Source organism: Robinsoniella peoriensis, from assembly GCF_000797495.1.
Classification (GTDB): Bacteria; Bacillota; Clostridia; order Lachnospirales; family Lachnospiraceae; genus Robinsoniella; species Robinsoniella peoriensis.
The window spans coordinates 279,825-294,653 of sequence record NZ_JTGN01000007.1 but is presented as its reverse complement, the minus strand read 5'-3'; the positions used below and the strand labels follow the sequence as shown (position 1 = coordinate 294,653).

General features: G+C 39.5%; 12 protein-coding genes and 1 tRNA gene. 1 reads left to right on the top strand and 12 read right to left on the bottom strand.

Annotation, left to right across the window (positions count from 1 at the left end):
- Nucleotide 1 precedes the first annotated feature (1 nt).
- From ahpC to QR40_RS33760, 11 genes are all read right to left on the bottom strand, one after another.
- Complete coding sequence (gene ahpC, locus QR40_RS16160) at nt 2-565, bottom strand: alkyl hydroperoxide reductase subunit C (protein ID WP_027294169.1); 564 nt, start codon at nt 563-565, stop codon at nt 2-4.
- Nucleotides 566-790: 225 nt separating this feature from the next.
- Nucleotides 791-2,614, bottom strand: a complete 1,824-nt coding sequence (locus tag QR40_RS16155; RefSeq protein ID WP_044295972.1) for an ABC transporter ATP-binding protein — start codon at nt 2,612-2,614, stop codon at nt 791-793.
- Complete coding sequence (locus QR40_RS16150; RefSeq protein WP_027294171.1) at nt 2,611-4,440, bottom strand: ABC transporter ATP-binding protein; 1,830 nt, start codon at nt 4,438-4,440, stop codon at nt 2,611-2,613. The genes QR40_RS16155 and QR40_RS16150 overlap by 4 nt, the downstream gene beginning before the upstream one ends.
- Nucleotides 4,441-4,826: 386 nt before the next feature.
- The gene (fliB, locus tag QR40_RS16145; protein ID WP_044295971.1) at nt 4,827-5,996 is read right to left on the bottom strand and encodes a flagellin lysine-N-methylase; all 1,170 of its coding nucleotides are present in this window, start codon (nt 5,994-5,996) and stop codon (nt 4,827-4,829) included.
- 273 nt (nt 5,997-6,269) lie between these two features.
- A complete protein-coding gene (locus QR40_RS16140) occupies nt 6,270-6,497 on the bottom strand; it encodes a hypothetical protein (RefSeq protein WP_152614223.1) in 228 nt (75 codons plus the stop codon).
- A gap of 146 nt (nt 6,498-6,643) precedes the next feature.
- Nucleotides 6,644-6,726, bottom strand: a tRNA-Leu gene (locus tag QR40_RS16135).
- Between the two features lie 211 nt (nt 6,727-6,937).
- Complete coding sequence (locus QR40_RS16130) at nt 6,938-8,212, bottom strand: diaminopimelate decarboxylase (RefSeq protein WP_027294174.1); 1,275 nt, start codon at nt 8,210-8,212, stop codon at nt 6,938-6,940.
- 90 nt (nt 8,213-8,302) lie between these two features.
- On the bottom strand, nt 8,303-10,282 hold the full coding sequence (locus QR40_RS16125) for an LTA synthase family protein (RefSeq protein ID WP_052430888.1): 1,980 nt from the start codon (nt 10,280-10,282) through the stop codon (nt 8,303-8,305).
- A gap of 55 nt (nt 10,283-10,337) precedes the next feature.
- Nucleotides 10,338-12,323 carry an LTA synthase family protein gene (locus QR40_RS33980; protein WP_052430887.1) on the bottom strand — a complete coding sequence of 662 codons (1,986 nt, stop codon included), beginning with the start codon at nt 12,321-12,323 and terminating at the stop codon, nt 10,338-10,340.
- Between the two features lie 15 nt (nt 12,324-12,338).
- Nucleotides 12,339-13,775: a pyruvate kinase gene (gene pyk / locus QR40_RS16115; protein WP_027294175.1), complete on the bottom strand. Its 1,437-nt coding sequence runs from the start codon at nt 13,773-13,775 to the stop codon at nt 12,339-12,341.
- Nucleotides 13,772-13,870, bottom strand: coding sequence for a hypothetical protein (locus QR40_RS33760; RefSeq protein WP_416389850.1), 99 nt, complete (start codon nt 13,868-13,870; stop codon nt 13,772-13,774). Before QR40_RS33760 ends, pyk begins: the two co-directional genes overlap by 4 nt.
- On the opposite strand from QR40_RS33760, the gene QR40_RS33255 reads away from it, so the two are divergent.
- Nucleotides 13,826-14,029, top strand: coding sequence for a DUF6783 domain-containing protein (locus tag QR40_RS33255; protein ID WP_081998950.1), 204 nt, complete (start codon nt 13,826-13,828; stop codon nt 14,027-14,029). The genes QR40_RS33760 and QR40_RS33255 overlap by 45 nt on opposite strands.
- On the opposite strand, the gene QR40_RS16110 is transcribed toward QR40_RS33255, so the two are convergent.
- The gene (locus QR40_RS16110; RefSeq protein ID WP_027294176.1) at nt 13,995-14,828 is read right to left on the bottom strand and encodes a hypothetical protein; all 834 of its coding nucleotides are present in this window, start codon (nt 14,826-14,828) and stop codon (nt 13,995-13,997) included. The two genes, QR40_RS33255 and QR40_RS16110, sit on opposite strands and share 35 nt — an antisense overlap.
- Nucleotide 14,829 lies beyond the last annotated feature (1 nt).

Sequence of the window (14,829 nt, the reverse complement as noted above, 5' to 3'; positions counted from 1 at the left end):
ATTAAATCAGTCCTACAAGCTCCAGGCTTGGTTTCAGTGTTTCTGCACCTGGCTGCCATTTTGCAGGGCACACCTGATCGCCATGTTCTGCAACGAACTGGGAGGCCTGAACCCGGCGGAATAACTCATCGGCATTACGTCCTACGTTTCCTGCGATTACTTCATATGCAACGATTTTTCCTTCCGGATTTACAATGAAGCTGCCGCGTTCAGCCAGTCCATCTTCTTCAATCATGACATCAAAATCTCTGGTTAAAGTCCCAGTGGGATCAGCCAGCATAGGATACTGGATTTTTTGAATTGTTTTTGAAGCATCATGCCATGCCTTATGAACAAAATGGGTGTCACAGGATACTGAGTAGATTTCACAGTTGATATTTTTAAAATCCTGGTATTTATTAGCAAGATCTTCTAACTCTGTGGGGCACACAAAGGTAAAATCTGCAGGATAGAAAAAGAATACCGACCATTTTCCCATAATATTACTTTTACTTACTTCCTTAAATTCTCCTCCTACGTATGCCTGTACTTTAAAATCACTTACTTCTCTTCCGATTAATGACATAATTTGTTTCCTCCTTAGATTTTCATATTTAAAATTATTGTCAGCTTGTAGTATTCCAAAAATTGCTGATCTTATTAATTGTTATAGTTAGTTATTGCTAACTTAATTGCATTCTATCACAAGTTTGTATCTTAGTCAATGTATATTTTAATAATGATAATTATTATTGATATATTGGTAAATTTATGTATAAAAAATGAGGCTGAATTATTCAGCCCCAAATCTTTACGCTAATACTTTTCGGGAAGATTCTTCCTGAAATTGTTTACTGTAAAGGTCATGATAATATCCCTTCTGTTTTAGCAGTTCCAAATGTTTTCCCTGTTCAATAATTTTACCGTCTTTTACTACCAGAATCACATCCGCTTTGCGAATTGTAGACAGCCTGTGGGCTATTAAAAAAGAAGTTCTTCCGTTAAGCAGCTGCATTGTAGCATTTTGAATCAATTGTTCTGTCTGGGTATCAATGGAAGAAGTTGCTTCGTCCAATACAAAGATTCTGGGATCCGCCAATACTGCCCGGGCGAAAGAGATCAGTTGTTTTTCGCCAGTGGACAGGCGGTCACCGCCTTCTCCTACATCGCTTTGATATCCATTTTCCAGCTTATCCACCACAAGATCGGCCGATACAGCCTTTGCGGCAGCAATTACCTGCTCATCAGTTGCTTCTAAATTGCCATAGCGGATATTTTCCATGACGGTACCTGAGAACAAGTGGGGATTTTGCAGGACATATCCGATGTTGCTGTGCAGCCATAACTGGCTGCGTTCCCGGTAATCTTTCCCGTCTATCAGTATTTTTCCTTCGGTTGGTTCAAAGAAGCGGCACGCCAGATTCACCAGGGTACTTTTACCGGCACCGGTCTCTCCCACTATGGCAACGGTGGTTCCTTCCGGAATCTTCAGGTTAAAATGGCTTAGTACTTCTTCGTTACCATCCGGATAATGAAAGGAAACATCTTTAAATTCAATTTCTCCATGAAGTGTTTCCCAGTTTTCTTTTTTAGGATAGAAGGAATCCCCATATTTGTCTGTGATTTCTTTCGAATCAACGATCTGAGGTTCCTGATCTAATAAACCGGTAACCCGTTCAATATTTGCCTGTACCGAGATAATATCTGCAATATTTCTGGCGAGCTGCTGTATCGGTTCGAAGATTCCTACCGCATAGGATGTAAATGCAGACAGGGTTCCGATCATCAAAAGGTTTTTTAATACCATATTACCGCCTTTAGCCAGTACCATAGCGGTTGCCAGAGAGCTGAACAGCATGACCAGGGGAATATAAACAGCGCTTAATCTGGCTGCACGCACCCCGGAGGTTTTCATTTCTTCTGTAATCCCCTGAAAATCATCATAATTCTTATCTTCGATTACCAGGGTTTTCGATGTTTTTGCACCCATGATTCCTTCGTTATAGGCCCCGGTAATTTTGGAATTGATCTTACGGACCTTCCGGTTCCAGTTTAGAATCTTATTCTGAAAATATACGGTCAGCAGGGCAATTACAGGAACAATCAGTATAACCAGCAGGGCAAGCTGCCAGTTCAGAATCAACATGGCTATAAATACTCCGAATACATATGTGGATGCCCATAGAACATCAATCAGGTTCCAGGCTACCAGTCCGGCGATACGGTTAGTATCACTCATGACTCTTGCCAGAATATATCCAACCGGCGTTACGTTGTAATAAGAAAAAGATAATGTCTGCAGATGTACGAAGCAAGCCTTTTTTAAGTCTCTGCCCACTTTCATTTCTACTTTCATATTACCTCTGGTAAAGAATATAACACTCAGGGTCTGAAGCAGGATTACGATTGCGTAAACTACACCAAATCCTATAATACCGTCAACGGTTTTTTCTTCAATGAAATGATCAATGGCATAGCGCTGAAATAATGGCAGTGCAATATCTACCAGTGAGCAGAATACATTCAGTGCGATGATCATGATAAAAATCTTTTTATATGGTTTTAGAAACGGCAGGATCTTTTTCCAGATCTTTATATCAAATGATTTTGTAAATTCCTGCTCTTCGTAGCTCATATTGCCCCTCCTTCCAGTAACAGACGATCATCATTGTTCATCTGTATATCATAAATGTTTTTGTAAATACCTTCTTGTGCAATCAATTCCTCATGAGTTCCCATTTGTGCCACACTGCCGTCATCCAGTACCAGAATGCAGTCTGCCTGCATCAGTGTTGTTATACGATGTGATATTAAGATAACGGTAGCTTTTCCCATCTGGTCCTGTAATGCCTCCCGGATTTTGGCATCTGTCTCGGCATCGACGGCTGAAAGAGAGTCATCAAATACCATGATTGGTGCGTTCTGCATCAGCATACGAGCAATTGCAACCCTTTGTTTCTGTCCTCCGGACAACGTAACACCGCGCTCGCCTACAATGGTGTCATATCCTTTGTGAAAATGCTGGATTGCTTCATCTACACATGCAATCCGCGCTGCTTCCCGGATGGACTCATGACAGACATCTTCGTTGGCAATTGCGATATTCTCATGAATTGCCCTGGAGAATAAAAATGGTTCCTGCAAAACCATACCGATATTTTTGCGCAGGTACTCCCGGCTCATCTTGGCAATGTCCTTGCCCCCAATGGTAATCTTGCCGGATTCTTCCGGCAGGTCATAAAGCCTGTTCAACAGATGCATCAGAGTAGATTTGCCGCTTCCGGTTCCGCCCAGAATGGCAAAGGTAGTGCCTGCCGGTATAGTAAAATCAACATTTTTTAAAATAGGATAACCTGTACCGTAGGAAAAGTTAATCTGTTCAAAATGAATGTCTCTGTCCATAGGCCCGTTTTCTACGCTTGGGCTGTCCTGCTCCTCTTTGGCATCCAGTATATAAGCTACTCGCTCTATGGATACACCGGCTTTACTCATTTCGGATAGAATTCGTCCAAGTCCCCTTACCGGCCAGACCATGGTAGCATTATAAGAAACAAATGCCAGGAATTCTCCAAGTGTTATCTGACCGTTTACAGCCACTACAACTCCAACGCAGATTACAGTAAGAATTTGAAGTCCTGTGATCAAGTCTCCGATTCCCCAGTAAGCACTCATCAGGCGGCCCAGGCGGATCCACAGGCTGGAAAATGCCTCATTCTTTTGATCAAACCGGTCAATTTCAAATTTTTCTCGGCCAAATGCCCTTACTACCCGAACACCGGTGAGATTTTCCTGAACAACACTGGATAACTCTCCTTCCGCTTCATCAGCTTTTAGGAATCTTTTGGCGATCTTGGAATAGAAAAATCCGGAATATCCCATTATAACAGGGATAAAGCAAAGAGCCACCAGAGATATTTTCACATTCATAGAAAACATAATCCCCATAGATAAAATAATTAAAAAACTGGTACGAAACACTTCTACCATCTGGTTACAGACAAAGTTTCGTACAACGTCCACGTCAGAGGTGCATCGCTGAATAATTTCGCCTGTCTGATGCTTCACATGCCAGGAGAATGGCAGCTTTTGTATATGGGCATATAATTGGTCCCGGATACTTTTTACAAAAGACTCCGATCCTTTGGCAATGCCCATTTTGCTGAAGTAACTGCAAATACCGGACATCACTGCAGTTACCATAACGGCCGCAGCCGCAGCAAGTAAAGCCTTTCCTCCAGAGCTCTGCAGCTGTTTTAGATGCAGAAACTCTATCAGCCACCCCGGCAGCTGCCAGTCTGCGCCACCGATAACCGAGTCGACAGAGATTCGGACAATTTGAGGTGTTAATGAGTTAAAAACGGTATTCAGCATTGAAAATGCCAATGCAAATACAAACAGGTGCAGATTTCCTTTCAGGAATCGGGCGATCAGGCGCACTTTTCCTGTTTTATTCCTTTCCATAATTCTGTTTCCCCTCCATACTTTTCGTTGTTATGTAAATAGTTACTGTATTTTGTGCCGTTTCCGACACAGCAAAAAAGCGCCTCTGAATGACCAGAGGCGCTTTTTAACTGTCCTTATTCTATTCCTATCGTGCTTACGCAATGACATCTCAACAGGCATACTGCTCCATTAAGAAAACGATATTCATTGAAAAGGCAGGCAAAATGTCCGCTGATTATTCAACTTGTTATTGATAGCTATACGTTCATTTAATAACGTTTTAATAAATCTAAAGTTTCTCATTTTGCCTGCCTCCTTTCATTAATTTTTTTATTTTTTAAGCAAATTGTTTAATTAGTATAACTTACCATATTTTTAAAGTCAAGTATATTTTTGAAATATTTTTAATTAAAAATACAAAGCAACAAATTTTCCAGATCATAAGTCTCTTCTACAGAGAAAATATCTTCCAACCGGTTGAGATTTAAATCAGAATGTTCTATTTCCCGTGAGAATCTCTGCGCCGTTCGCGTAAAATCCTTAAAGCTTAGCTTTTCGTCCTGTTTTTGCCACAGAGCCTGAGCCAACTCCTGAATCAACAAGGTACTTACTACCGCTAATTTCATTTTGGAATAGGCTTCACGGTCATATACTGCACCGCAGAAATAGGTGAATATAAAATAAACCATTAATTGTTCGCACCAGTTCTCCCAGGTATTGTGTGTATTGCTTTTATATCCGGCGTTTTCCTGGAATTTGCTGCGGTTTTTTTGATAGGCAGAGGCACCATCATCAAAGAGACTGCTCAGACTGCTGCTTACAAATTCCGGCCAGTCTTTCCTTAATATTTCTAATTGATCAAATATGTGAAACATTTTTTTCATTTCGAAACAGCGTTTTTCTGCCCGGTTTTCATATTCTTTCTGTTTTTTTTGGAAAAAGCATATAGCTTTTTCACTCTGATATCGGGTGATCAGTTCATCCATAGAGAAAAGCTGGTCATGTTCTATACGGGTCTGCAAGTCGTGGCTAAAAGCCAGTACCATAGCCATTCGGATAGTACAGTCCAGATTACGGCTCTGCAGGATATGAACTATGGCATCTCTTGCATCCATTAACTTGGTAAACAGTAAAAAATCAAAATCCTCATATTCCTCAGAAATATTTTCTTTTTCTTTTGTTAGAAACCGTACCGGCTCTTTACAGCCAAGTATCAATTCAGCTGAAGGCGGACAGGAAAGGGACAGCGATATTTCTCGTAAGCCTTCATATTCTTCAATATGTCTGGGATAAGTACGGCAAGTTTTGCATAACATTGCAGGTCCTGCTTCTTTATAAATATCACACAAGTTATCTTCATTTAAAAATTCACAACGGTGCTGACACTGCTTAAAAACCGTGTTCTGCCAATCTATGGAATTGTGCAGGCGGTTACCGAAGGAACCTTTTGTCTTTTTATATTTCTTTACCGTTTTTTCATCGATGACAATTTCCCAGCCGGCACAACAGGTGTCCGGACATGCAGATGCAGTGCATTGAAATTTTTTGAAATAGTGTGGAATTGTATATTGCATATTTTTTCCTTTCTGTAACCTCTGGTAATACAGCGGACAATTTCTTGAATTTGTGTTTAGCTGAGTAATGACGCTTTGTAGATGATAGGTAGTGTACGGAAAGAGAAGGGAGCGAGCCAGGACATTGATTTGGAAAGCTTACCGCAGAACTGGTATTTTCTAACCTTCCCAGAGCGCTTTTTGGCGGCACGCGGGCATTCGCTCCGAAATCCTGATGCATTTCGCAGCTCACTGCCCGCTTACAATCTGAACTTATCACAGTGATTTGTTTCTTCATTCCAGAAAAAGTAGCAAACTTACATCTCCTTTTACGCTTAAATAGCCGAAATATACTACGCTACATCCAATAAAGAACCGCCTGCCACAGCCCAGGGGGTCCGACCATGCTGAGAAATTCAGCTTTGTGGCGGTAACATGAATCTCGGAAAGGTTAGAAAATACCAGTTCTGCGGCCAGCTGACGGAGTCCATACAAGTTTCCCACTCCCATCTTTCCGTACACTACCTACATCTACAAAGCGTCCCCTTCCTCAGCAAAACCCAAATTTAAGCTATAATTATCTGCTCTAATATACTATGTACAGGATCATGATTTCAAGCAAAAAAAAGACACCATATACAGGTGCTTTTCAAAAGTACTGATATTACTGCCGGCAATGGGACTTGAACCCATACGTGGTTGCCCACAACAGATTTTGAGTCTGCCTCGTCTGCCATTCCGACACGCCGGCTTAAGTTGATGTGTTCCTCTCAACGAAAATAATTCTAACATAAGATACCAAATTATGCAAGCATTTTTTGAATTTTTTTTATTTTTCCTAATTTATCGACAATAAGAACTTTTCTGAATGGAAACTGCCCCATAAGGGATCGGATGTATTAAAAACACACCAATCCTTTATGAGGCAGAATGCAATGAGATCAGGCAGCTGTGGCCAAATACTACTCTTCTACTAACTTGTTATACAGATCAAAACAATCAAATGTAGCAAAGTAATCTTGTGGAGTTTCCGCGCGGCGGATTAAAGCGGTGCTTCCATCTTCTTTTAAGAGTATCTCAGCAGATTTCAGTTTACCATTATAGTTATATCCCATGGAAAAACCATGTGCTCCAGTATCGTGAATTACCAGAAGGTCACCTTTTTCAATTTCAGGCAGCATTCTGTCAATTGCGAACTTATCATTATTTTCACACAGAGATCCTGTTATGTCATACTTGTGGTCACAAATCTTGTTTTCTTTGCCCATGACGGTAATATGATGATAAGCGCCGTACATTGCCGGACGCATCAGATTGACAGCGCATGCATCTACCCCGATATATTCTTTATGGGTATGTTTTTCATGAATCGCCCTGGTAACCAGACATCCGTAAGGTCCCATCATAAACCTTCCAAGCTCCGTATAAATGGCAATATCACCCATATTGGCAGGAATAAGCACTTCTTCATATACTTTTCGAACACCTTCTCCAATAGCACGGATATCATTTGATTCCTGATCCGGGCGGTAAGGTATTCCGATTCCTCCGGATAGATTGATAAATGTTACATGGGCACCGGTTTCTTTTTGAATCTCTACGGCTGTTTCGAATAATACTTTAGCAAGCATTGGATAATAATCGTTTGTTACCGTATTACTTGCAAGGAATGCATGGATTCCAAACTCCTCCACCCCTTTGCTCTTTAATATTTTAAAAGCCTCTTTGATCTGTTCTGTTGTCATGCCGTATTTGGCATCTCCGGGATTATCCATAATATCATTGCTGATTTTGAATAAACCGCCCGGATTATAGCGGCAGCTGATTTTCTTAGGCAGCGTTCCAATCGCTTTTTCCAGAAATTCGATATGTGTAATATCGTCCAGATTAATAATAGCATTCAGTTCATGTGCATATTGAAATTCTTCCATTGGCGTGTCGTTGGAAGAAAACATAATATCATCGCCGGTTGCGCCGATTGCTTTCGCCAACATAAGCTCTGTCTTGGAAGAACAGTCACAGCCGCAGCCATACTCCTGTAAGATATTGATCAGAAATGGATTTGGTGTTGCTTTTATGGCAAAATATTCTTTATAACCCTTATTCCAGGAAAAGGCTTCTTTCAAAGCTTTTACATTTTCCCGTATTCCTTTTTCATCATAGAGATGAAATGGTGTAGGATATTTATTTACTATTTCTTCCAGCTGTTCTTTTGTTACAAAAGTTTCTTTCTTCATAATGCTTCTCCTCTTATGCTTATTTGCTGATTTCGCATCAGATGTAGTCTTCGGGTCAACTATAATATGCACATTTTTATTTGTCAATACTTAACCGCCAAAAAAGTCATTCACACGGTTTTTATAATCACTTAGATGATTATATTGTAAAATAGAGTACTGGTTTAGCTGTTCTTTAAAAGAATCTTCGGAATACTGGTGATAGTTTCCATCTTTATCAATGTATACATTTGCAGTTATAACAGGTATTGTCTTTCGAAGATCTTCTAAATAAGATTGATAATCAGTTAAAGGCAGCCCGGCATTGGAAAGGAGTAATCCACTGAGATAGTTTGGACTTATCATAGGGATATCCTGATTCTCCAGCTTATAATTTGCCCACATAACCATAGGTACGATATAACCGTTCTGGTATTCTTCCACAGAAGCATCCTGATTGATATGATTCAGTTTCAGAATAGGTTTTGCCACATTATCAGCGGGCTGATGGTCTCCAAACATTACGATTATGGTAGGTTCCGATTCTTTTTTAAAGTAATCGGTGAGTTCTTGAAAAGCTTTATCCGATTCCTTAATTAATGTCAGATACTGTTCCGCCGCCCGCACATTATCGGATTTCTTCTTATCGGCATATTGTGATAGGGTAATGGTTGGTTCAAACCCCGGAAACTCTTTATCATAGCCACCATGATTTTGCATGGTTACTTCGAAGGTAAATATTCTTTCATCCTTTGCCTTGTTTTCATAGATTTCAATAATTTTCTGAAATGCTGACTCGTCACTGATATAGTCACGGATTTTCTTTGGTTTTTTGAAATCCGTTATTGAAAAATAAGTATCGAATCCAAAATAGGTATATACATTTTCCCGGTTCCACCCCTTTGAATTGTACGGATGAATGGCAGTTGTTTTATAGCCCAGACTTTTTAAATAGTTTGGCAGTGCGGGCATGGATTGGCGTACGAACTGTTGGTATGCCACACTTCCGCTGGGTAAAAATGCCATAGTGTCACTTGTCAGAAACTCATATTCTGTATTTGCGGTATTTCCACCTTTTACTGAAACAAACATATCAGATTTAATGGTATTTTCTGTCAGGGAGTGGATGAAAGGCATGTAGTCCTCATTGGTTTCAAATTTTCCACGGACAGACAGATCTGAAAAGGCTTCATTCATTATTACGATAATATTGGGCTTATCTTTTGAAGTTTTTTTATTTGTATTAGCTGCAGAAGCCACCTGCACCTTTGATTCAGACATAATTTCTTCTGCTTCTTTTGGGGTGTAATCTTCTGGCTTTTGTATATGTAAATATCGGAAGTTGGATATAAACGAGACCGCAAACCCGTTTCTGATATAAATTCGTTTTGCTGCAAATAAAGTGTGATATAGCTTAAAAAATTCTGTAGACTTTTCCGATTTTACGAAAGTGACATATCCTCCCATACAACAGATTGTAAGAAGAAGTGCAGCTACACGTATCCTAAGATTTTTTATTCTGATCTGAACTTTATCTGCAATAATCATTAAATACAAAAAACCCATAATTACGAGCAGGAATCTATAACTAAAGGTAAAGGAATAGTTATCCGTTATGGACAATGCTGTTCTTGCAGAAAGAAAATCCCATGGCATTAGTGGAGAGGAACGAAATTGAATAACAAAATAATGGATCGTACCCATAATCATTGGAATTGAGGTTGCAAGTATATATCCTAATCTGACAGAATTAACCAAAAAACTGAAAATTGCATATAAAAGAAAATAAAATACTAAATTCAAGAGAAAGACAGGCATTTTCAAATCAGTTACCCGATGGGTAAAAGCTTCAATTCCGGTAAAGGAAAGGATAGGAATGATCAACGTGACTAATATACCAGGCAGCCGGGGCAGCTTCAGGTCAATACTGATTAATATACCGGCTGCCAAAGATATCATAATACAAAGAACCAGCTTGACGGCATGCCCTTTACTGTGCATTGCCGCCAAACTGGAAAGTAATATAAGTGTACAGGTTACTAAAATGGATATACCTATTCTTATTTTTGATTTCGTAATTATATTTTTCATTTGTCATAACTCCCCGAAATATCTTCTGTATCCGAAACAGATAAATTCCCCGGTATTAACCTCCGAAAAATTTATCTACCCGGTTTTTATTATCACATAAGTGATTATATTGTAATATAGAATACTGGTTTAACTGATCTTTATAAGCTTCATCAGAATATTCATAAAACTGACCATCTTTGTCAATATAAATGTTTGCCGTAATAACAGGGAGTGTTTTACGCAGTGACTGCAAATAGGTCTGGTAGTCGGTCAGGGGAAGTCCTGCCTGTTCCATTAACAGTCCACTTAAGTAATTTACACTGATTTGATTAATATCCTGCTCCTCAATATCATAATTAGCCCACATAATCATTGGAACTTTATATCCATTCTGAAATTCTTCAATGGAGGATTCCTGGTCAGTATTATTCAGACGCAGGATCGCATTAGCGATATAATCAGATGGCTGATGATCGCCAAACATTACCACAATGGTATCTTCATCTACATTGCTGAAATAATTAATTAACTCTTCAAAAGCCTGATCTGTTTCTTTTACCAAAGTAAGGTAACGTTCCGTAGAGATAACACTTAAGGTCTTCTCCTCTTCCGGAATCTGTGTTAATTCTATAGATGGCTCAAATCCGGGATACTCTTTACTATAACCGCCATGGTTCTGCATAGTAACTTCGAAGGTAAACATTGGCTCTCCGGGGGTCTTATTTTCATAAGTTTCAATGATTTTATCAAATGCTGATTTGTCACTGACATAGCCACGGATTGTTTCCGGGTTTTCAAAATCATCCTGGGAATAGAATTGATCAAAACCAAAATAGTCATACACCTTATCTCTGCTCCATCCGGTTGCATAATAAGGATGGATAGCGGTGGTACCATACCCCATACCTTTCAGATAACTTGCCAGCGTTGGCATGGATCCTTTTACATATTGCTGGTATGCGACACTTCCGGTTGGAAGGAATGCCATAGAATCGCCTGTCAGAAATTCAAATTCGGTATTGGCGGTATTACCCCCCTTTACAGATACGAACATGTCCGCTTTGATGGTGTTTTCTTTCATGGAACGGATAAATGGCATATAATCTTCATTTGTCTCAAAATCACCGCGGTAAGCCAGGTCTGTAAATGCTTCATTCATGATCACGACGATATTCGGTTTCTTTTGCTTTTTTGTCTCGTTCGCAGAAGCATTGACAGAGGATGTCTTTTCCTTTTCGATTTCCTGCTCTACTTTTGTTACTTCTTCCGGTGAATAGCCTTCGGGCTTGTCTATATCCAGATAGCGCAGATTTGCCAGGAACGCCACCATAAAGCCATTGTTACGATACAATACATTGGGAGTAAATAAAATATCATCCAACCCGAACATATCTTTAACAGTGTCCGTTTTTACTTCAGTTACATAACCTGTCATAAGAATAACAGATAGAATCAGGGCTATTAAACGAACTTTTATATTTTTAACTGAAAAAACAGTCTTTTCGCCAATAATCATTAAATAGATAAAACCAATAAGTACAAATACCAAACGATAAGAAAAGGTAAAAGTATAATTATCTGTAATTGTTATCGCTGTGCCAAGCGACATGAAATCCCATGGTACGATGGGCGAAGAACGAAAGCTTACAACAAAGTAGTTGGCAACCCCGAAAAACATTGGTACTGCCGTAGCAAGTATATATCCCCATCTTGTGGAACCCAGTAAAAAAGTGCCGATTGCGTACAGCAGATAGTAAAACATAAGGTTCAGGATAAATATTAATACGGTCAGATCCCATGGTACATGGGTGTAAAATTCCATCGTACACAGAGCCAGAATGGGAATTAAAATAAGTGCTGCGATTCCCAAGGGTTTTGGCAGCTTAAATTTTAAAGCGATTAAAACACCCGCTGCAACAGATAAAAGCAGTGAAAGCACCAGTTTGCCGCTATGCATCCCATCGCCGTTCACTGCCAGTATAGTTAATATAATAAGAATAATTGTCACGGCAGAAGCCATGACAATTCGTAATTTTGATTCAGTAAATATTTTTTTCATTCTCAACAATCCAATCTATTTTGCTTGTAATACATGCATCATGTTCGTTATTGCACCCTCGCCGGTAACAACATTGGTAGCAGGATCACCTGCCGTAAATATTACCAGATCCCCTTTATTTACGAGATTCTTCTGACGTAATGTAACCATCGGGCTGGAAATAATATGCTCTGTCGTATTTTCATTATTTCCCTTCATCGGATAAACGCCCCAATACAGCTGCATTCTGCGTACGGTACATTCATTAGGTGAAATAGCATATATTGGCATTTCCGGTCTGAAATTAGAGATTAATCTCGCTGTCTGTCCGGAAATAGTCGGGATTACAATACAGGCTGCGTCCAGGTTACGTGCAGTAGATACGGTAGCAAATCCAACTGCGCTGGAAATATTTTTCTTTCTTCTGCTTTTACTGTTCTTAACAAGCATTTTATAATCCAGATGTAATTCCGTAGTTTCAGCAATTTTCACCATCATCTTCAATGCTTCTAAAGGATATTTGCCCATTGCTGTCTCTCCGGAAAGCATGATCGCATCGCTGCCGTCATATACTGCATTTGCCACATCTCCCGCTTCTGCTCTGGTTGGACGAGGGTTGCGGATCATAGAATCCAGCATCTGGGTTGCAGTAATAACCGGTTTGTAATGTTCATTACATTTGTTAATAATCTTTTTCTGAATGTATGGAACTTCATCAGCAGGTATTTCAACACCAAGATCACCTCTTGCTACCATGATTCCGTCAGCCACGTCAATGATTTCATCTATGTTTGCGATGCCTTCGGCATTTTCAATCTTAGCTATAACATTGATATGTTCGCCGTGATTATCTTTTAAAAGCTTTTTGATATCACGGATACACTGGGCATTACGTACAAACGATGCTGCAATAAAATCAAAGTCCTGCTCAATTCCAAATAAAATATCTTCTTTATCTTTATCTGTCACACCAGGAAGGTTTACGCTGACATTTGGTACATTGACTCCTTTACGCTCACCAAGTTCACCGCCGTTTACGACAACGCATTCAATTTCTCTTTCTGAGACTTTCTTAACAACGAGTTCAATTAAGCCGTCATCAATTAAAATAAAATCGCCTTTTTTAACATCCTTTGTAAGTTCCGGATAAGTAATGGAACATCTCTTATCATCGCCTTCGATTTCTTCCATTACCAGAGTAAACTCTTCGGCTTCTTTTAACTGTACTTTTTTATGGTCTTTTAATACTCCGGTACGGATTTCCGGACCTTTCGTATCTAAAAGCATAGCCACCGGAATTCCAAGTTCTGTACGGACATCTTTAACTAATTGGATTCTGCCCAGATGTTCTTCATGATCACCATGGGAAAAATTAAAACGTGCAACATCCATACCGTTATTTACCAGATCACTAAGCAATTCCCTGTTGTTTGTATTTGGTCCCATTGTACATATAATTTTCGTTTTTTTCATAATGCGCCTCCTGATGTTGTTTGAGATATATTCTTATTTTCATAGAAAACCTGAGTTCCAGAGCGTATTTTAAAATTCATTCCCGCCATCTGCACGCCCCACTTTACGGCATATTTGCCCCGAATTCAGGTTACGCAGTCTGCTGCGCGCCCTTCATTCGGGACAAATATCCCACAAACTGTGACGCGCGGCTGTCAGAAAGCAATTTTCAGACACGCTCTAGCGGTGGTGCTTTTTCACATGTTCATGTGTGAACAGATGATCCTGACAGTATTCATAATTGCCGTCACATTTGGAACAGAAACGAAATTCCAGATCTTCTCCGTCCAGTTCTGTCCTGCCGCATATTGCACATTTATGTTTTGTAAGACCGCCTGAAGACTGTCTTGTTTCCTGTTTAAACTTCTTTTTCCGCCTTATTTCACCCGGAGAAACTCTCCTGAAATCTCTTGTTCCAAGGAAGAAAATAATGAAGTTCATTAAGGAAGCAATAATTGCAACTTTAATCGGCCAAGAGGATTTAAAGAAGGAAAACAGGATAAATACTCCATATAAAATTCCCATCCACTTGATTTTAATCGGTATAACAAAATACAATAACACCTGCATATTGGGATAACATAAAGCAAATGCAAGGAAAATTGACATATTAATGTAATAAGTACTGAAAATAGGACCAAACAGTTTACCGCCGCCCAGTACAAAATACAGGATAAATGCTCCTATATCCGTAAATAGAAGACCGGCAAGAATATAGAGCGTATAACGGAAAGCACCCCAGGTATTTTCCAGAGAAGTACCCAAAGAGTAATAAAAGAACAACATGATAACCGTAAATATGCTAAGTGATTCCGGCGGCACTAATATCCAGGTAACTATACGCCAGATCTGACCTCTGAGAATGTAGTAAGGTTCCAGCGTTAAAAAACTCATGATATTCGGCTGAAAAACATTAAAAGTGTAACCCAGGATGTAGCAGATGATAAGGTATAAGGATAAATTACGGATACCGTACCTGCCAAATTTACGTTCCAGTTTATTTATAAAGTCCATT